Source organism: Streptomyces sp. NPDC001157 (genome assembly GCF_053598255.1).
In genome coordinates this window covers 12,880-30,989 of record NZ_JBSFJW010000053.1, presented here as the reverse complement: position 1 = coordinate 30,989, position 18,110 = coordinate 12,880, and the positions used below count along the sequence as shown (strand labels likewise).

Sequence of the window (18,110 nt, the reverse complement as noted above, 5' to 3'; positions counted from 1 at the left end):
ACATTCGCGCACCACGGGATAGCCTCCGCCCATGGCGAATGGGCAGTGGTTTCCGCAGGACTGGCCGGAACGCATCCGCGGGCTCGCTGACGGCACGCTCACCCCGGTCGTCCCCAAGCGTGCGGCCACCGTCATGCTCCTGAAGGACACAGACCGCGGCCCCGCCGTGCACATGCTGCGCAGACGCGCCTCCATGGCCTTCGCCGGAGGCGCGTACGCATATCCGGGCGGCGGCGTCGACCCCCGCGACGACGAGCACCACGTCCGCTGGGCGGGCCCCACGCGCGCGTGGTGGGCCGAGCGGCTCGGCGTCGACGAGAGGGCGGCCCAGGCGATCGTCTGCGCGGCCGTCCGCGAGACGTACGAGGAGGCGGGCGTCCTGCTCGCCGGGCAGTCCGCGGACTCCGTGGTCGGTGACACCACGGGCGAGGACTGGGAGGCCGACCGTGCGGCCGTGGCCGCCCGTGCGTACTCCTTCGCCGAGTTCCTGGACCGCCGCGGCCTGGTCCTGCGATCGGATCTCCTCGGCGCCTGGACCCGCTGGATCACCCCGGAGTTCGAATCCCGGCGCTACGACACCTGGTTCTTCGTGGCAGCCCTCCCGCACGGCCAGCGCACCCGCAACGCCTCCACGGAGGCCGACCGCACGGTGTGGATCCGGCCCGTGGACGCGGCAGCCTCGTACGACAAGGGCGAGCTGACGATGATGCCGCCCACCATCGCGACCCTGCGCCAGCTGGCCTCCTGTGCCACGGCCGCCGACGCGCTCACCGCGGCCCCCGGCCGCGACCTCACCCCCGTCCTCGCGCAGGCCCGCCTGGAGGGCGGCGAGATCGTGCTGTCCTGGCCGGGCCACGACGAGTTCACGAAACACATCCCGACCGACCGTCCCACCGACAGTCCGACCGACCTTCCTACCGGTGGAGCCTCCGCATGACGGCCGCAGCAGACCTTCCGGGCCGGGCACTGCGGAGCGCTGCCCCGGCCTACGACCGACGACTCGACGGACCGACGACGCCGACGGAAGAGAACACCGCATGACCGACGCAGCAGCCCTTCCCGGCCAGCCGCGGGGCGGGGTTCTCACCGGCCCCGCCACCGCCCGGGCCGTCAACGTCCTGGCGCCCAACGCCTCGGTGATGACCCTCGACGGCACGAACACCTGGATCGTCTCCGAGCCCGACTCCGAGCTGGCCGTCGTCGTCGACCCCGGCCCCCTGGACGAAGGCCACCTGCGCAACGTCGTCGACACCGCCGAGAAGGCCGGCAAGCGCATCGCCCTGACCCTGCTGACCCACGGCCACCCGGACCACGCGGAGGGCGCCGCCCGCTTCGCCGGGCTGACCGGCACGAAGGTGCGGGCCCTGGACCCGGCGCTGCGGCTGGGCGACGAGGGGCTCGGCGCCGGAGACGTGGTCACGGTCGGCGGCCTGGAACTGAGGGTCGTACCGACCCCCGGCCACACCTCGGACTCCCTCTGCTTCCATCTCCCGGCCGACCGGGCCGTCCTGACCGGCGACACCGTCCTGGGGCGCGGCACGACCGTCGTGGCGCACCCCGACGGCCGCCTGGGCGACTACCTGGACTCGCTACGACGGCTGCGGTCGCTGACCGTCGACGACGGCGTCCACACGGTGCTGCCGGGCCACGGCCCCGTCCTGGAGGACGCCCAGGGAGCCGTCGAGTTCTACCTCGCCCACCGTGCCCACCGCCTCGCCCAGGTCGAGACGGCCGTAGAGGACGGCTACCGCACACCGCCCGAGGTCGTCGCGCATGTGTACGCGGACGTGGACCGGTCCCTGTGGCCGGCGGCGGAACTTTCGGTGCGGGCGCAGCTGGAGTACCTGGAGGAGCACGGGCTCATCTAGTCCTTCAGCGCGGGCACGGCGCCTTTCGGACGTGGGGTCACCAAACCAGCCCGTCCGGCGTTTGTGGACGAGGCCGTTCAGGCCGATCGGGCTTCTGGGGGCGAAGCCCCCAGAAGCACCGCCGGGACCAGGCGTCAGCGGGACCGCTTCGCCAGCCGCTCCACGTCCAGCAGGATGACCGCCCGCGCCTCCAGGCGGAGCCACCCGCGCTGCGCGAAGTCGGCCAGCGCCTTGTTGACCGTCTCGCGGGACGCGCCGACCAGCTGGGCCAGCTCCTCCTGCGTCAGGTCGTGGACGACGTGGATGCCCTCCTCGGACTGCACACCGAAGCGGCGCGAGAGGTCCAGCAGCGCGCGGGCGACGCGGCCCGGGACGTCGGAGAAGACCAGGTCGGACATCGCGTCGTTGGTCTTGCGCAGCCGGCGGGCGACGGCGCGCAGCAGGGCGCCGGCCACCTCGGGGCGGGCGCTCAGCCAGGGCTGCAGATCGCCGTGGCCGAGCCCGAGGAGCTTGACCTCGGTGAGGGCGGTGGCCGTGGCGGTGCGCGGGCCCGGGTCGAAGAGCGACAGCTCGCCGATCAGCTCGCTGGGGCCGACGACGGCGAGCATGTTCTCGCGGCCGTCGGGGGAGGTGCGGTGGAGCTTCACCTTGCCCTCGGTGACGACGTACAGCCGGTCACCGGGGTCGCCCTCGTGGAAGAGCGAGTCACCGCGCGCGAGGGTGACCTCACTCATGGAGGCGCGGAGCTCCGCGGCCTGCTCGTCGTCGAGCGCCGCGAAGAGCGGGTTCCGCCGCAGAACGTCGTCCACGAGTTCTCTCCTTGTCGACCTGCTCAGGGGATCTTGCTCCCCCTTGGTACCAGGGGACCGTGCTCCCCATTTTGCCGGACGGTCCAAACAGTGTGATCTGTCACAAGGATGCCGCACACATGTCCCGAGGTAAGCGGCAGGGGTCCAATTGGGGGCCGATCTCCTGGGTCCGGGGCGGATGTCAGTGCCGGGCTTTAGGCTGGCCGGGTGTCCAAAACGCCGGTGAGAGCACAGGCCAAGGGGGCTGGGCGGGTGGTTGTACGTCGTGATTCCGCTGTGGGCGAACAGAACTCCGGTGGCGGAAAGAAACCGGCAAAAGTGACGAAAAGCGCTCCGGTGAAGAAGGCTGCCGCAGCGACGAAGACCGCAGCGAAGAAGACCGCGGTGAAAAAGGCGGCCGTGAAAAAGACCGCGGCCGTCAAGAAAGCTGCCGTCGCGCCCAAGAAGGCCGCTGCCGCGGTCGAGGGCGCCCCGCCGGCGAAGTCCGTCGCCAGGCCGCCGAAGAACGAGTCGCGCACCGCCCTGGTCCGCCGTGCCCGCCGCATCGACCGCGAGCTCGCCGAGGTGTATCCGTACGCCCACCCGGAGCTGGACTTCGAGAACCCCTTCCAGCTCGTGGTCGCCACGGTGCTGTCCGCCCAGACCACCGACCTCAGGGTCAACCAGACGACGCCCGGGCTGTTCGCCAAGTACCCGACGCCGGAGGACCTGGCCGCCGCGAACCCCGAGGAGGTCGAGGAGATCCTCCGTCCGACGGGCTTCTTCCGGGCCAAGACCAAGTCGGTCATGGGGCTGTCGAAGGCGCTGGTGGAGCAGTTCGGCGGGGAGGTCCCCGGCCGCCTAGAGGACCTGGTCAAGCTGCCCGGTGTGGGCCGCAAGACCGCCTTCGTCGTGCTCGGGAACGCCTTCGGGCGGCCGGGCATCACCGTGGACACGCACTTCCAGCGGCTGGTGCGGCGCTGGCAGTGGACGGACGAGACCGACCCGGACAAGATCGAGGCCGCCGTCGGCGGGCTCTTCCCGAAGAGCGACTGGACGATGCTCTCGCACCACGTGATCTTCCACGGCCGCCGCATCTGCCACGCCCGCAAGCCCGCCTGCGGCGCCTGCCCCATCGCTCCGCTCTGCCCGGCGTACGGCGAGGGCGAGACGGATCCGGAGAAGGCGAAGAAGCTGCTCAAGTACGAGAAGGGCGGCTTCCCCGGCCAGCGCCTCAAGCCCCCGCAGTCGTACCTGGACGCGGGCGGCAAACCGGCGCCGCCGCTGGGGGCCGGATGACGGGCGACACGGCCGGGCTCCGGGCCGGGCGGGGCGGACTCAGGAACGATCTCGGGCCTTCGCGACGTTGGACTGGGCAGGACGGGGGTGGCGATGACGCGCGCGAGTAGGGCGAGCAATACGCAGGGTGGGCCGGTGGTGCTCAGCAAGGAGGGGCTGCCCGAGTGGCTGGACCCGGTGGTGCGGGCGGTGGAGACGGTGCAGCCGCTGCAGCTGAGCCGCTTCCTGCCGCCGGAGGACGGGGCGGGGCGGCAGTCCGCCGTACTGATCCTGTTCGGCGAGGGTGCGCGCGGTCCCGAGCTGCTGCTGATGGAGCGGGCGAGTTCGCTCAGGTCGCACGCCGGGCAGCCGTCCTTCCCGGGCGGTGCCCTCGACCCCGAGGACGGCGACCCGAAGGCCGACGGGCCGCTTCGGGCCGCTCTCCGCGAGGCCGAGGAGGAGACCGGGCTCGACCCCTCCGGCGTGCAGCTCTTCGGTGTGCTGCCCAGGCTGTACATCCCGGTCAGCGGCTTCGTGGTGACCCCCGTGATGGGCTGGTGGCGCGAGCCGAGCCCGGTCGGGGTCGTCGATCCGAACGAGACGGCCCGGGTCTTCACCGTCCCCGTGGCGGATCTCACGGACCCGGACAACCGGGCCACCACCGTCCATCCCAGCGGCCACCGAGGTCCGGCATTTCTGGTCGAATCGGCCCTGGTCTGGGGCTTCACGGCCGGAATCATCGACCGTCTGTTCCACTACGCGGGCTGGGAGCGGCCCTGGGACCGGGAGAAGCAGGTCCCGCTCGACTGGCGGTCATGACAGGGTGTCTGCCGTGCTGTGTCTTCCCGGGGGACACTGTGATCGGTTGCCGCTGCGCGGCGGGCCGGCCCCCGGCCGACCTGAGGTGACCGCAGAGTGATGAGGCGAGGCTCGAACCGGTGAACGTGCTGGACATCCTGTTGCTGGTCGCCGCCGTGTGGTTCGCGATCGTGGGTTACCGCCAGGGGTTCGTCGTCGGAATCCTGTCGGTGATCGGCTTCCTGGGCGGCGGTCTCGTCGCCGTCTACGTGCTGCCGGTCATCTGGGACGCTCTGACCGACAACGCCGAGGTGAGCACGACGGCCGCCGTCGTCGCGGTGGTCGTCGTCATCGTCTGCGCCTCCGTCGGCCAGGCCTTGACCACCCATCTCGGCAACAAGCTGCGCCGCTACATCACCTGGTCCCCGGCGCGCGCCCTGGACGCCACGGGCGGCGCCCTCGTCAACGTCGTGGCGATGCTCCTCGTGGCCTGGCTGATCGGCTCGGCCCTGGCGGGTACGACGCTGCCGACGCTCGGCAAGGAGGTCCGCGGCTCCAAGGTGCTCCTCGGCGTCGCCCGGGCCCTGCCCGACCAGGCCGACACCTGGTTCGCGGACTTCTCCTCGGTCCTCGCGCAGAACGGCTTCCCGCAGGTCTTCAGCCCGTTCTCGAACGAGCCGATCAACGACGTCCGTCCCCCCGACCCGGCCCTCGCGAACAGCCCCGTCGTCACGCGCGCGAAGCGCTCCATCGTCAAGGTCATGGGCACCGCGCAGAGCTGCGGCAAGGTCCTGGAGGGCAGCGGCTTCGTCTTCGGTGACCGCCGCGTCATGACCAACGCGCATGTGGTCGGAGGCGTCGACGAGCCCACCGTCCAGATAGGCGGCGAGGGCAGGAAGTACGACGCGACGGTCGTCCTCTACGACTGGCACCGCGACATTGCCGTACTCGACGTACCCGATCTCAAGGCGCCCGCCCTGAAGTTCACCACCACGGACGCCCGCAGCGGCGACGACGCGATCATCGCGGGCTTCCCGGAGAACGGGTCGTACGACGTACGGGCCGCACGCGTGCGTGGCCGCCTCCCGGCCAACGGCCCGGACATCTACCACCGCGGCACTGTCCGCCGGGACGTCTACTCGCTGTACACGACCGTCCGCCAGGGCAACTCCGGCGGGCCGTTGCTCACACCCAAGGGCCATGTGTACGGCGTGGTGTTCGCGAAGTCCCTCGACGACGCCAATACGGGGTACGCCCTCACCGCGGACGAGATCCAGGAGGACATCGCCAAGGGGCGTACCGCGAACCAGCAGGTGGACAGCGACAGCTGCGCGCTGTGAGCCGCCGTTCGGGGGAGTGCGGCGGGTCAGCCTCGGGGATGGCGCAGGCGTACCGAGACCCAGCGGGCCCGGCGGCGCAGAATGCGCGGAATGCCCACCCTGAGGTCCGTGCCCGCCATCTGCGGTGCACCGCCTCGCTGGTGGGAGCTCAGGCCACTGGCCGAGCGGCGAGTGCGTGCTGCGTCACTGTAGTCGTGCGTCCAGCCCATACCCCGACGTCTGCCCCCGCCCCAAGGTCGATAACCGCCCCCTGAGCCCCCAATTGGCCTATGCGCCGGGCAATTGGCCGTTCGTAGGACACACGTTCAGATCCGGATACCGGGCGCATCGGCTCGGTCACCGATCGGGCTCGGGGTCTTTCAGCCAATTGACCAGTTCTGTCGAGAAAGCGACCGGATCCTCCTCGTGCGGGAAGTGCCCCAGTCCGTCGAACAGCCGCCAGCGGTACGGCGCTTCGACGTACTCGCCGGATCCGGCCGCGCTGCGTGTGCGCATCACCGGGTCGAGCGAACCGTGCAGATGGAGGGTCGGCACCCGAAGGGGGCGCTTCATGCGGCGGTTGAACTGGATGCCGTCCGGGCGGGCCATGGAGCGGACCATCCAGCGGTACGGCTCGACCGAGCAGTGCGCCGTCGACGGGATGCACATCGCGCGGCGGTACGTCTGAACCGCCTCGTCGTCCGGCAGGTTCGGCCCGGACCACTCCCGGATCAGCTCGGCGACGAGCGCGCCGTCGTCCGCGGTGAGCTGCCGCTCGGGGATCCAGGGGCGCTGGAACCCCCAGATGTAGGAGCCGGCGCGGGTCTGCTTGACGTCCGAGAGCATCGCGGAGCGCCAGCGCCGGGGGTGCGGCATGGACGCGACAGCGAGCCGCCGTACGAGCTTGGGGCGCATCACGGCCGCCGTCCACGCCAGATATCCGCCCAGGTCATGGCCGACCAGGGCGGCGTCCGGCTCGCCCAGGGAGCGGATCACGCCGGTGATGTCGAGGGCGAGGTTCGCGGGGTCGTAGCCGCGCGGGGTGCGGTCGCTGCCGCCGACGCCGCGCAGGTCCATGGCGACGGCGCGGAAGCCCGCGTCGGCCAGTGCGGTCAGCTGGTGCCGCCAGGTCCACCAGAACTGCGGGAAGCCGTGCAGCAGCAGCACCAGCGGCCCGTCGCCGGCCTCGGCGATGTGGAAGCGGGCGCCGTTGGCGGCCACGTCCCGATGGGTCACCTTCGTCCCGTCGGGCAGGGCGTCCGGCCGTACGACCGAGGTGGATTGCGCCGAAGGTGATTGCCCCGCGGAGGGGGAGGAGCCCGTCATGAGGACGAGCGTGCCACAGCCTCGATGGCCGCGGGGGCCCGGTCCTCGAGCGCCGGGGTCTCCGGCTGCTCCGGCCGCGGGTGCGGCTTGGCCTTCTGCAGCACGCCCGCCGTCTCCTTCATCGACGCCGCGACCTTCTGCGGGCCCTTGCCCTTCTTCGCCTTCTTCGCGAAGACCACGCCGATCAGCGCGAGGACGACCGCGACCAGCACGTTCGCCGCGAAGGACAGCAGGAAGCAGATCGCGAGGTTCCAGTCGCTCCAGGTCCGAATGCCGTACGCCAGCGCGAAGTTCAGCATCGGCAGCGAGAACACCAGGACCGCGGCGGCCACCGTGAACGCGCCGCCGCTCGTCGCGCCGCGCTTGACGTCCTGCTTGAGCTGCGCCTTGGCCAGCGCGATCTCGTCGTGCACGAGCGCCGACATCTCGGCCGTCGCGGAGGCGAACAGCTGGCCGATGCTGCGTTCGGCGCCGACCGGGCTGCCGTCGGGTGCGCTCATCGCGGTCTCCCTCGTCCTACTGCTTGTGTACGGTCCTTTTGTACCGTCCCGTCAGATCATGCCGGACGGTCGTCGTCCTCGCCTGCCCCGCCCGGCACTTCGGCAAGCGCGCGTCGTTCGGCGGCCTTCCGTTCGGCGGTCCGGCGGTGCTCGGCGGCCTTCTTCTCGTAGATCGCGGCCATCCGCAGGTGGTACGCGGGATCGTCCTCCTCGTAGATGTCCGGGATGCCGTCGAGGTCCTCGTCGCGCTCCTCGGCCTCGCACAGCCTGCGGTACTTGGCGTTCCGGATCTTCAGCAGCGCCGTCGCCAGGGCCGCCGCGACGAGGGAGCCCATCAGTACGGCGGCCTTGACCTCGTCCGTCAGCACGGCGTCCCCGGCGAAGGCGAGTTCGCCGATCAGCAGCGACACGGTGAAGCCGATGCCGGCCAGCGTCGCCACCGCGAACACGTCGGCCCAGGCGAGGTCCTCGCTGAGCGAGGCCCGGGTGAAACGGGCTGTCAGCCACGTACCGCCGAAGATCCCGACCGCCTTGCCGACGACGAGCCCGAGGACGACGCCCAGTGTCTCCGGCTTGGTGAACACGTCGCCGAGCGCGCCGCCCGAGATGGCGACACCGGCACTGAACAGCGCGAAGAGGGGCACGGCGAGGCCCGCCGACAGCGGCCGTACGAGGTGCTCGATGTGCTCGCCCGGGGAGTGCTCCTCGCCCTCGTGGCGGTGGCAGCGCAGCATCAGGCCCATCGCCACGCCCGCGATCGTCGCGTGGACGCCGCTGTTGTACATCAGCGCCCAGATGACGAGCGCGAGTGGGATGTACACGTACCACCCGCGCACGCCCTTCCTCAGCAGCAGCCAGAAGACGGCGAGGCCCACGACGGCGCCGCCCAGCGCGGCGAAGTCGATGGTGTTCGTGAAGAAGACCGCGATGATCAGGATCGCGAAGAGGTCGTCCACGACCGCCAGGGTGAGCAGGAAGGCACGCAGCGCGCTCGGCAGCGACGTGCCGATGACGGCGAGCACCGCCAGCGCGAACGCGATGTCGGTGGCCGTGGGCACCGCCCAGCCCCGGAGCGAGCCGCCGCCGCTCAGGTTGGTGAGGGTGTAGACGAGCGCCGGTACGGCCATCCCGCACAGAGCCGCGACGACCGGCAGCGCGGCCGCCCTGGGGTCCCGGAGATCACCGGCGACCAGCTCACGCTTGAGCTCGATGCCGGCGACGAAGAAGAACACCGCGAGGAGCCCGTCGGCGGCCCAGTGCGCGACCGACAGATGCAGGCCGAGGGCCCCGGGGCCGAAGCGGAAGTGGCTGACGCTCTCGTAGCTGTCGTGCAGCGCGGGTATGTTCGCCCAGATCAGAGCCGTGATCGCGGCTATGAGCAGCAGTACACCGCCGACGGTCTCGGTGCGCAGCGCGTCCGCGACGAAGGTCCGCTCGGGCAGCGACAGACGTCCGAGAACCTTGCGGGGGGCGGTGGTGCGGGGCGCGGTCACGGGGAGACCTCCGGTCGGTGGGCAGGGGAGTGGTTCTCGCCGACCAGACTTCCCGGCACACCTTGAGGGTCACGCTGTTTTGCTTAGTTTACCTAAAAGGGGCGCCCGGCGCGTCCGCGCGCCGGGCGCCCCTTCGGGACCGAGGGACCAGGGGACTACGCGGGTCAGTCCTCGCTGGGCGCCGCCGGGAGCTTCTCCTGGATGAGGTCCATGACCGTCGAGTCCGTCAGCGTCGTCACATCGCCGAGCTGGCGGTTCTCGGCGACGTCCCGCAGCAGGCGCCGCATGATCTTGCCGGAGCGGGTCTTCGGCAGCTCCGCCACCGGCAGGATCCGCTTCGGCTTGGCGATGGGGCCGAGGGTGGCGCCGACGTGGCCCCGCAGCTCCGCGACGAGGTTCTCGTCCTCGGCGTTCGCCGTGCCGCGCAGGATCACGAAGGCGACGATCGCCTGACCCGTCGTCTCGTCCGCCGCGCCGACGACGGCCGCCTCGGCCACCGACGGGTGCGAGACGAGCGCGGACTCGACCTCGGTGGTGGAGATGTTGTGCCCGGAGACGAGCATGACGTCGTCCACGCGGCCCAGCAGCCAGATGTCGCCGTCGTCGTCCTTCTTCGCCCCGTCACCGGCGAAGTACTTGCCCTCGAACCGCGACCAGTACGTGTCGAGGAAGCGCTGGTCGTCTCCCCAGATGGTGCGCAGCATGGACGGCCACGGCTCGGTGAGGACCAGGTAGCCACCGCCGCCGTTGGGCACCTCGTTCGCCTCGTCGTCCACGACGGTCGCGGAGATACCGGGCAGCGGTGTCTGCGCGGAGCCCGGCTTGGTCGCGGTGACACCCGGCAGCGGCGAGATCATCATCGCGCCGGTCTCGGTCTGCCACCAGGTGTCCACGATCGGCGTCCGGTCGGCGCCGATGTTCTTCCGGTACCAGATCCAGGCCTCGGGGTTGATCGGCTCACCCACTGAGCCGAGGACACGGAGGGAGGAGAGGTCGAACTTCGCGGGGATGTCGTCGCCCCACTTCATGAACGTACGGATCGCCGTCGGCGCCGTGTACAGGATCGTCACCCCGTACTTCTGCACGATCTCCCAGAACCGGCCCTGGTGCGGGGTGTCCGGCGTGCCCTCGTACATGACCTGCGTCGCGCCGTTCGCGAGCGGACCGTAGACGATGTACGAGTGCCCGGTGACCCAGCCCACGTCGGCCGTGCACCAGTAGACGTCGGTCTCCGGCTTGAGGTCGAAGACGGCGTGGTGGGTGTACGCGGTCTGCGTGAGGTAGCCGCCGGAGGTGTGCAGGATGCCCTTCGGCTTACCCGTCGTACCGGACGTGTACAGGATGAACAGCGGGTGCTCCGCCTCGAACGCCTCCGGGGTGTGCTCGGCCGACTGCCGCTCGACGATCTCGTGCCACCACACGTCGCGGCCCTCGGTCCAGGCGACCTCCTGGCCGGTACGGCGGACCACGAGCACGTGCTCGACGTTGTCCACCTTGCCGATCGCCTCGTCGACGGCCGGCTTGAGCGCGGACGGCTTGCCGCGCCGGTAGCCGCCGTCGGAGGTGATGACGACCTTGGCGTCGGCGTCCTGGATGCGGGTGGCGAGGGCGTCGGCCGAGAAGCCGCCGAAGACGACGGAGTGCGCGGCGCCGATGCGGGCGCACGCCAGCATGGCGATCGCCGTCTCCGGGATCATCGGCATGTAGACGGCGACCCGGTCGCCCGCCTGGACACCCAGCTCCAGCAGGGCGTTGGCGGCCCTGCTCACCTCGTCCTTGAGCTCGGCATAGGTGAAGGCACGGCTGTCGCCGGGCTCGCCCTCGAAGTGGATGGCGACGCGGTCGCCGTTCCCCGCCTCGACATGCCGGTCCACGCAGTTGTACGCGACGTTGAGCTCGCCGTCCTTGAACCATTTGGCGAACGGCGGGTTCGACCAGTCCAGCGTCTCGGTCGGTTCCTTGGCCCAGGTCAGCCGCCGGGCCTGCTCGGCCCAGAAGCCGAGCCTGTCAGCCTTGGCCTGTTCGTACGCCTCCGCCGTGACGTTGGCGCCCGCAGCCAGGTCAGCCGGCGGCGCGAAGCGTCGCTCCTCCTTCAAGAGGTTGGCCAGGCTTTCGTTGCTCACGACATCTCCCTTTCTCAGGGTGTCCGTTGTGTCCCAGGCCACAGCTCATCAGACCCGGGGTGCCGATGACAAGGGCCGACCGGAAATTGGTTTAGACCTGTGGGCGGGGTGCTGAGGCGTCCGGAGCCATCTGTACCCACGGACGCCGACGGGGTGGAGTTCAGCACTTGTAATGGCTCTCACCTCCCAGTGCCCCGGTGCCGCGCGGAGACGGCCGTATCTTTCCCGGCGCGGGCGGGTCCGGACAGCCCGGTGCCGGACACACCACGGGTGCGCGACCCGTACCGAGCGGAGCCGCACACCCGTGGTCAACCGCCGTCGGTCAGGCGGACCGGTCCGACGCCTCCACGTGGTCGAACACCTTGCCCTCCTCCGCCTCCGTGAGCAGATACGCCTGTGCCTCGCCGACGTGGAAGTACATTCCGTGCAGTTCCAACGCGCCGTCCCGCAGTGCCCGCGACACCGACTCGTGGGCGTGCAGATGCTCCAACTGCTGGACCACATTGGTCAGACAGAGCTGCTCGACCGCGTCCGCCGGCGCCCGGCCCGCGAGCCGGGCCCAGGGTCGGCCCTTGTCGGCCATGCGCTCAAGGCTCGGCAGTCCGTGCCGGAGCCACCGCTTCAGCGGCGTCCGGGCGCCGCCGGGTTCGGTGTCGAGCAGGGCCTGCATGGCCCCGCACCCGGAGTGCCCGCACACCGTGATGGACCGCACCTGCAACACGTCCACCGCGTACTCGATCGCGGCCGCCACCGAGTCGTCGCCGCTCTCCTCGCCGGGGAGAGGAACGAGGTTCCCGACGTTGCGCACCACGAACAGGTCGCCCGGACCACTGGAGGTGATCATGGACGTGACGAGCCGCGAGTCGGCGCAGGTGAGGAAGAGCTGGGACGGCCGCTGCCCCTCCCTCGCGAGCCGGGCCAGCTCACTGCGCACGAGCGGTGCGGTGTTGCGCTGGAACGCGCTGATGCCGCGCGCCAGTTGGTGCCCGCTCCGGCCGCCGGGCCCCTGGATCCCACCCGGCCCACTCGGGCCACCTGGGGCATCGGGGTGACCGGTGTCCGGCGCGGACTGCGGGCGCTCGCACTGGTGGTTGCGCCAGGGTGTCCAGGGACGGCAGCGGCAGCCGACGGAGGACTCGCCTTGCTCCTCGCGGAGCGGGGTGGGTTCGGTCAGGCTTCGGGTACCGGTCCGGCGGCCGGTCACCTCGGCGGAGCCGCCCTGTGCGGTGTGTGTGTTCTGCCAGTCCTGCAGTGACTCGTATGCCGCGTGGTCCATGAACGACCCGTCCAACTCCACGACGGCGTGGGCGCCTTGGGGTACGAGATGCAGGGCCCGGCTGAGCCGCGGCACCGCGAGGAACGTCAACTGCCCTCGGACATGTACGTGATGGACTCCTTCCTTCTCCTCGTGGGTGATGCGGGTGCGGGCGAGGCGGTTCATGGCGACGGCGACGGCCACGGCGATCCCGAGGGCCACGCCCTCCAGGACGCCGAGGAACACCACGCCGAGTGTGGTGACGGCGTACACCAGCACCTCTCGGTGGCGGGTCACCGTGCGGATGTGGTGCAGGGACACCATCTGGATGCCGACGGCCATCACCAGGGCGGCGAGCGAGGCGAGCGGGATGAGCTCCAGGAGCGGGACCATCAGCAGCGCGGCGATCACTACGAGAACGCCGTGCAGCATCGTGGAGTTCCGGCTCACCGCGCCCGCGTTCACATTCGCCGAACTTCGCACGGCGACACCGGCGACCGGCAGTCCGCCGAGCGTGCCGGAGACGATGTTGGCGGCTCCCTGCCCCAGCAGTTCGCGGTCCAGGTCGGCGCGTCCGACGCGGGCGGTCAGGCCGGGTCTTGCGGCCATCAGCTTGTCCACGGCGACCGCGCCGAGCAGGGACTGCACGCTGCACACCAGCGTGGTGGTCAGCACGGCCGCGGTCAGGCCGAGGGCAGGACCCTCGGGAAACCCGGCCAGGGCATGGCTGCTCCAGGACGGCAGGTCGACCTTGGGCACGGCGACCCCCGAGAGCGAGGCGGCCGCGGTGGCGCCGGCCACGGCGACGAGCGCGGCGGGGATCCTGCGCAGCAGGTGTCCGGCCCGGCCGGGGATCCGCGGCCAGAGCAGCAGCAGGGTGAGGGTCAGGACGCTGACGGTCACGGCGGCGGGGTGCAGGTTCGCCAACTGGGCGGGCAGTGCCCGGAGGTTGGCGAGGACGGAGCTCTGCGGGGTGCCGCCGAGGACGATGTGCAGCTGGGCGACGGCGATGGTGACGCCGATTCCGGCGAGCATGCCGTGCACGATGGCGGGGCTCACGGCGAGCGCGGTGCGCGCCACGCGCAGGCAGCCGAGGCCCAGTTGGGCGAGGCCGGCGAGGACCGTGACCGCGCAGGTCGTACGCCAGCCGTAGCGGTGGATGAGGTCGGCGGTGACGACCGTGAGTCCTGCGGCGGGGCCGCTGACCTGCAGCGGACAGCCGCCGATCCGGCCGGCGACGAGCCCGCCGACCCCGGCCGCCACCAGGCCGGCCTGGAGCGGGGCGCCGGTGGCGAGGGCGATGCCCAGCGACAGCGGGAGGGCGATCAGGAAGACCGCGACGGCGGCCGAAAGGTCGGCGCCCGCGATGCGGAAGCGGCGGCGTGGGTTCGGCGGTGGGCTGTGGGGTTGGTGGTCGGCCTGGGGCCGATTCGGATCGGTGGCGCGGGTGGGGGCGCAGGCTGACATGTTTCCCGTCTCCTCCGGGCAGCGCGGTCGCGGATCAGGTCGTCCCCGTCGATGGGCGGGGGTCGGGACGCGGCCGTGGGTCACGGCGTGCAGCGGCGGGATGAATCAACTCTCGGTAAATGGATCGTAATTCAGAGTAAAGGCCAGGCATAGACTTTCCTGGCAAATGGGGTAATTACTCACTCCAATGAGTGAAGCGGTCATTTCATCGGCTTGTCGTACTAATTCCTTCTCGGCCCCGTGCGACCTTGGCGGCGCTGTCGGGCTGGCCCGGCATACCACCAGAAAACGCCCTCATCGGCGTTGGCCTGAGAGAAGGAAGAAGGTGAGCGGAACATGACCGCCACCCAGAGGATCGCCGTGGGCGTCGTGATCACCGCGTCCTGTGCCGCGTGGGTCGCCGGCTGTGCGATCGGCTCCAACGGTCACAAGGCGGGTGCCCTCGGTCCGCAGAAGGCCCGTCCGGTCCATGCGAAGGGGAGCGCGGTCCGCCTGATCGGCGACGGCTCCACCGCGTACACCGGAGCGCAGCCGCACCTGCCCAGACCCGAGCGCCTGCGGCCCGGACAGAAGCCCCCGCAGTTCGTCGTCTTCTCCTGGGACGGCGCCGGCGAGGACAGCCAGAAGCTGTTCTCCCACTTCCGCAAGCTCTCCAAGGCCAACCACGCGACCATGACGTACTTCCTCAGCGGCGTGTACATGCTGCCGGAGGAGAAACGCGACCTCTACAAGCCCCCGGAGCACTCGCCGGGCAGCTCGGACATCGGCTTCAACGACGAGCAGGGCATCGCCGACACCGTGAAGCAGCTGCGCCTGGCGTGGCTGGAGGGCAACGAGATCGGCACCCACTTCAACGGCCACTTCTGTGGGAGGAACGGCGGGGTCGGCGAGTGGTCGGTCGCGCAGTGGATGAGCGAGATCGCACAGGCCAAGAAGTTCGTGAAGAGCTGGAAGACCAACTCCGGCATGGAGAAGGCGGCCCCCCTGCCCTTCGACTACGACAAGGAACTCATCGGCGCGCGCACGCCCTGTCTGGAGGGCCAGAAGAACTTCGTGAAGGCGGCGAGCCGCCTGGGCTTCCGCTACGACACCAGCGGGGTCAACGACCAGGTCTGGCCGAAGAAGCGCGAAGGCCTGTGGGACCTGTCGATGCAGCTCGTGCCCTTCCCCGGGCATTCCTACGAGCAGCTCACCATGGACTACAACTTCATGGTCAACCAGTCCGGCACGCAGACCCAGGGCGACCCCGACAAGTTCGACTACTGGGGCGACCAGATGCGCGACGGCCTGCTCAAGGGCTTCCGCCGCGCCTACGAGGGCAACCGTGCGCCCCTGGTCATCGGCAACCACTTCGAGTCCTGGAACGGCGGCACCTATATGCGGGCCGTCGACGAGGTCGTCGAGAGCGTCTGCAACAAGCCCGACGTGCGCTGTGTGTCCTTCCACCAGCTGGCCGACTGGCTGGACGCCCAGGACCCGCAGACCCTGGCCAAGCTGCGCACCCTGAAGGTCGGCCAGGCGCCCAAGCAGGGCTGGGCGGCCTTCCTGTCGGGCCACCCGGCCCCGGCCCCGAAGGGGGCACCCGGGGCGCCGGCCGCCAAGCAGTAGCCGTCAGGCGGAGGCGGTGACGCCCTCACCGAGCACGAACCCGGGGTCGACCTGCGCGGCCAGGTCGGCCCCGGTGCGGGCATCGCCCCACGAGGCCGCGTTCTTCAGGTGGAAGTGCACCATCTGGCGCGTGTAGCGCTCCCAGTCGCGCAGCTCGTACGTCGCGTCCGTGGCGACCTGGAGGGCGCGCAGGGCACGGCGGTTGGCGTCCTCCAGGAACTCGAACGAGAGCGGCCGGCCCTTCTCCATGGCGCGCACCCAGTCCGAGTGCCCGACGGTCATCAGCAGGTCGTCCCCGACCTCGGCGCGGAGGAAGTCGAGGTCGTCCGGCCCGTGCACCTTGTTGCCGACGACCTTCAGGACGACGCCGTAGTCACGGGCGTACTCCTTGTACTGGCGATAGACGGAGACCCCCTTCCGGGTCGGCTCGGCGACGAGGAACGTGATGTCGAAGCGGGTGAACATGCCGGAGGCGAAGGAGTCCGAGCCCGCCGTCATGTCCACCACGACGTACTCGCCCTGCCCGTCCACCAGGTGGTTCAGGCACAGCTCCACCGCTCCCGTCTTGGAGTGGTAGCAGGCGACCCCCAGGTCGGCGTCGGTGAAGGGGCCGGTGACCATCAAACGGACGGCGCCGCCGTCGAGTTCCACCGGTCGTGCACAGGCCTCGTAGACCGGGTTGTCCTCGCACACCCGCAGCAGTCGCGAGCCCTCGCCGGGCGGGGTGGTCTTGATCATCGTCTCGGCGGAGGTGATCCGAGGGTTGCAGCCGCGCAGATGGTCCTTGATCAGCGGCAGCCTCTCGCCCATCGCGGGCAGCGCGGCGGCTTCCGCCTCGTCGAGGCCCAGCGCGGCGCCCAGGTGCTGGTTGATGTCCGCGTCCACGGCGAGGACCGGCGCTCCGGTGGCCGCGAGATGACGGATGAACAGGGAGGACAGGGTCGTCTTGCCGCTGCCGCCCTTCCCGACGAAAGCAATTTTCATGTTCACAAAGAGTAGTGGGGCGATAGCTGTATGTGGCAGGTGGGCGTGAAGAAGACCACTCAATCGTGGGGTGCGCCCCAGGGGTGGCTAGTGTCGTACTCATGAGTACGACAGGCGCGAACGCCGATCCGCTCGCGGCCCTGGGCTCGCTGCCCGGGGTGGCCGAGTCCGTGGAATCCGTGCGCAAGGCCGTGGACCGGGTCTACGGGCACCGGGTCATGCGGCGCCGCAGCAACGAGATCACCTCCGAGGCGGCGCTGCGCGGTGCCCGCGGTTCCGCGGCGCTGTCGGGCGCCGACTGGGCTCTTGAGGAGGTGCGCCGGCGCACCGACTTCAGCGGTGACGACGACGCGCGTGTGATGGGCGCGGCCCTCAGGCTGACCGCGGAGGCGGGCCAACTGCTGTCCGTCTGGCGGCAGTCGCCCCTGAGGGTGCTCGCCCGGCTGCACCTGGTGGCCGCCGCCACCAACGAGGACGAGGTCGGGCGGCCGCGGCTGGCGGGCGAGCCGGTCGACGAGCCGCTGATCGAGCTGCCGCTGCCGGGCGCCGACGAGGTGCACGGCCGACTGGAGGGTCTCGCGGAGCTGATCATCACCGGCAGCTCCGCGCCCGCCCTGGTGACGGCCGCCGTCGTCCACGGCGAACTCCTCGCACTGCGCCCCTTCGCGTCCCACAACGGCCTGGTCGCGCGCACCGCCGAGCGCATCGTCCTGGTGGGCAGCGGCCTCGACCCGAAGTCCGTCTGCCCGGCCGAGGTCGGGCACGCCGAACTGGGGCGCGCCGCCTATCTGGCGGCGCTGGAGGGGTACGTCTCCGGTACGCCGGACGGCATGGCCGCCTGGATCGCCCACTGCGGCAGGGCGGTCGAGCTGGGTGCACGCGAGTCGACGGCCGTGTGCGAGGCGCTGCAGCGAGGGGCGGCGTAGGAAGCCCCGCAGGGTGCGGAAAAGGGTTGCGGCGGTACGAGGATTCGTACCGCCGCTGGCATGTTCACCGAGTTACCAAGCGTCCTCGATATGTCGCCCATCAGGCCGGGAACTTTGCCCGTGACCTGGTGTGGCTGGCCCGTAATCGACGGGTCGACGTCGCGTGGGTGCCCGGTGTTCATGCTTCGGTCCGTGGGGCCAAATGCGTTATTAAGGTGATCCTTTCGGATGTCCTTGGTCTCGCGGGCCGTTAACCCCTTTGTACTCCAGGTCCGAAGCAAGCGGAACCCCTGGCTGTACTTCTTTACTTTTGGTCTCAAATAGGATGTAAACGGGCGCCGGGATGTCGAACAGATTCTTGCTGCCGGCGAACCGTC

Annotated in this window: 15 protein-coding genes; 7 read left to right on the top strand and 8 right to left on the bottom strand. The window is 70.5% G+C overall.

Going from position 1 to position 18,110, the window contains the following annotated elements; translation table 11 throughout:
* Nucleotides 1-31 precede the first annotated feature (31 nt).
* Together ACWDAG_RS44315 and ACWDAG_RS44310 are read left to right on the top strand one after the other, a co-directional pair.
* Nucleotides 32-937 carry an NUDIX hydrolase gene (locus ACWDAG_RS44315; protein ID WP_450701250.1) on the top strand — a complete coding sequence of 302 codons (906 nt, stop codon included), beginning with the start codon at nt 32-34 and terminating at the stop codon, nt 935-937.
* A gap of 100 nt (nt 938-1,037) precedes the next feature.
* Entirely contained in the window at nt 1,038-1,868 is an 831-nt protein-coding gene (locus ACWDAG_RS44310) for an MBL fold metallo-hydrolase (protein ID WP_450701249.1), read from the top strand.
* A 134-nt stretch (nt 1,869-2,002) separates the two neighbouring features.
* On the opposite strand, the gene ACWDAG_RS44305 is transcribed toward ACWDAG_RS44310, so the two are convergent.
* On the bottom strand, nt 2,003-2,677 hold the full coding sequence (locus ACWDAG_RS44305) for a Crp/Fnr family transcriptional regulator (protein ID WP_115906767.1): 675 nt from the start codon (nt 2,675-2,677) through the stop codon (nt 2,003-2,005).
* A gap of 318 nt (nt 2,678-2,995) precedes the next feature.
* Here ACWDAG_RS44305 and nth point away from each other — a divergent pair, with 318 nt between their 5' ends.
* From nth to ACWDAG_RS44290, 3 genes are all read left to right on the top strand, one after another.
* Nucleotides 2,996-3,955 carry an endonuclease III gene (gene nth, locus ACWDAG_RS44300; RefSeq protein ID WP_450701248.1) on the top strand — a complete coding sequence of 320 codons (960 nt, stop codon included), beginning with the start codon at nt 2,996-2,998 and terminating at the stop codon, nt 3,953-3,955.
* 93 nt (nt 3,956-4,048) lie between these two features.
* Nucleotides 4,049-4,753 (top strand): NUDIX hydrolase, encoded by a 705-nt coding sequence (locus ACWDAG_RS44295; RefSeq protein WP_450701247.1) that lies wholly within the window; start codon nt 4,049-4,051, stop codon nt 4,751-4,753.
* Nucleotides 4,754-4,872: 119 nt separating this feature from the next.
* Entirely contained in the window at nt 4,873-6,072 is a 1,200-nt protein-coding gene (locus ACWDAG_RS44290; RefSeq protein ID WP_450701246.1) for a MarP family serine protease, read from the top strand.
* A gap of 26 nt (nt 6,073-6,098) precedes the next feature.
* Here the strand turns inward: ACWDAG_RS44290 and ACWDAG_RS44285 are convergent, their stop codons facing one another.
* From ACWDAG_RS44285 to ACWDAG_RS44260, 6 genes are all read right to left on the bottom strand, one after another.
* Complete coding sequence (locus ACWDAG_RS44285) at nt 6,099-6,281, bottom strand: hypothetical protein (protein ID WP_450701245.1); 183 nt, start codon at nt 6,279-6,281, stop codon at nt 6,099-6,101.
* Between the two features lie 127 nt (nt 6,282-6,408).
* Nucleotides 6,409-7,377: an alpha/beta fold hydrolase gene (locus ACWDAG_RS44280; RefSeq protein ID WP_450701244.1), complete on the bottom strand. Its 969-nt coding sequence runs from the start codon at nt 7,375-7,377 to the stop codon at nt 6,409-6,411.
* The gene (locus tag ACWDAG_RS44275) at nt 7,374-7,877 is read right to left on the bottom strand and encodes a phage holin family protein (RefSeq protein WP_450701243.1); all 504 of its coding nucleotides are present in this window, start codon (nt 7,875-7,877) and stop codon (nt 7,374-7,376) included. The genes ACWDAG_RS44280 and ACWDAG_RS44275 overlap by 4 nt, the downstream gene beginning before the upstream one ends.
* A 56-nt stretch (nt 7,878-7,933) precedes the next feature.
* Nucleotides 7,934-9,370, bottom strand: a complete 1,437-nt coding sequence (gene nhaA, locus ACWDAG_RS44270) for a Na+/H+ antiporter NhaA (protein ID WP_450701242.1) — start codon at nt 9,368-9,370, stop codon at nt 7,934-7,936.
* A 164-nt stretch (nt 9,371-9,534) separates the two neighbouring features.
* The gene (acs, locus tag ACWDAG_RS44265; protein ID WP_450701241.1) at nt 9,535-11,535 is read right to left on the bottom strand and encodes an acetate--CoA ligase; all 2,001 of its coding nucleotides are present in this window, start codon (nt 11,533-11,535) and stop codon (nt 9,535-9,537) included.
* 280 nt (nt 11,536-11,815) lie between these two features.
* Complete coding sequence (locus ACWDAG_RS44260) at nt 11,816-14,215, bottom strand: SulP family inorganic anion transporter (RefSeq protein ID WP_450701240.1); 2,400 nt, start codon at nt 14,213-14,215, stop codon at nt 11,816-11,818.
* Nucleotides 14,216-14,551: 336 nt separating this feature from the next.
* Here ACWDAG_RS44260 and ACWDAG_RS44255 point away from each other — a divergent pair, with 336 nt between their 5' ends.
* A complete protein-coding gene (locus tag ACWDAG_RS44255; RefSeq protein WP_450701239.1) occupies nt 14,552-15,823 on the top strand; it encodes a hypothetical protein in 1,272 nt (423 codons plus the stop codon).
* A 3-nt stretch (nt 15,824-15,826) separates the two neighbouring features.
* Here the strand turns inward: ACWDAG_RS44255 and ACWDAG_RS44250 are convergent, their stop codons facing one another.
* Complete coding sequence (locus tag ACWDAG_RS44250) at nt 15,827-16,807, bottom strand: ATP-binding protein (protein ID WP_450701238.1); 981 nt, start codon at nt 16,805-16,807, stop codon at nt 15,827-15,829.
* Between the two features lie 101 nt (nt 16,808-16,908).
* On the opposite strand from ACWDAG_RS44250, the gene ACWDAG_RS44245 reads away from it, so the two are divergent.
* On the top strand, nt 16,909-17,733 hold the full coding sequence (locus ACWDAG_RS44245; RefSeq protein WP_450701237.1) for an oxidoreductase: 825 nt from the start codon (nt 16,909-16,911) through the stop codon (nt 17,731-17,733).
* Nucleotides 17,734-18,110: the final 377 nt, after the last annotated feature.

Excerpts from the sequence above, each read along its gene's own strand:
- ACWDAG_RS44315 (WP_450701250.1), top strand. The coding sequence starts at position 32 with ATGGCGAATGGGCAGTGGTTTCCGCAGGACTGGCCGGAACGCATCCGC.
- ACWDAG_RS44310 (WP_450701249.1), top strand. The coding sequence starts at position 1,038 with ATGACCGACGCAGCAGCCCTTCCCGGCCAGCCGCGGGGCGGGGTTCTC.
- ACWDAG_RS44295 (WP_450701247.1), top strand. The coding sequence starts at position 4,049 with ATGACGCGCGCGAGTAGGGCGAGCAATACGCAGGGTGGGCCGGTGGTG.
- ACWDAG_RS44285 (WP_450701245.1), bottom strand. The coding sequence starts at position 6,281 with ATGGGCTGGACGCACGACTACAGTGACGCAGCACGCACTCGCCGCTCG.
- ACWDAG_RS44280 (WP_450701244.1), bottom strand. The coding sequence starts at position 7,377 with ATGACGGGCTCCTCCCCCTCCGCGGGGCAATCACCTTCGGCGCAATCC.
- ACWDAG_RS44275 (WP_450701243.1), bottom strand. The coding sequence starts at position 7,877 with ATGAGCGCACCCGACGGCAGCCCGGTCGGCGCCGAACGCAGCATCGGC.
- ACWDAG_RS44260 (WP_450701240.1), bottom strand. The coding sequence starts at position 14,215 with ATGTCAGCCTGCGCCCCCACCCGCGCCACCGATCCGAATCGGCCCCAG.
- ACWDAG_RS44255 (WP_450701239.1), top strand. The coding sequence starts at position 14,552 with ATGACCGCCACCCAGAGGATCGCCGTGGGCGTCGTGATCACCGCGTCC.
- ACWDAG_RS44250 (WP_450701238.1), bottom strand. The coding sequence starts at position 16,807 with ATGAAAATTGCTTTCGTCGGGAAGGGCGGCAGCGGCAAGACGACCCTG.
- ACWDAG_RS44245 (WP_450701237.1), top strand. The coding sequence starts at position 16,909 with ATGAGTACGACAGGCGCGAACGCCGATCCGCTCGCGGCCCTGGGCTCG.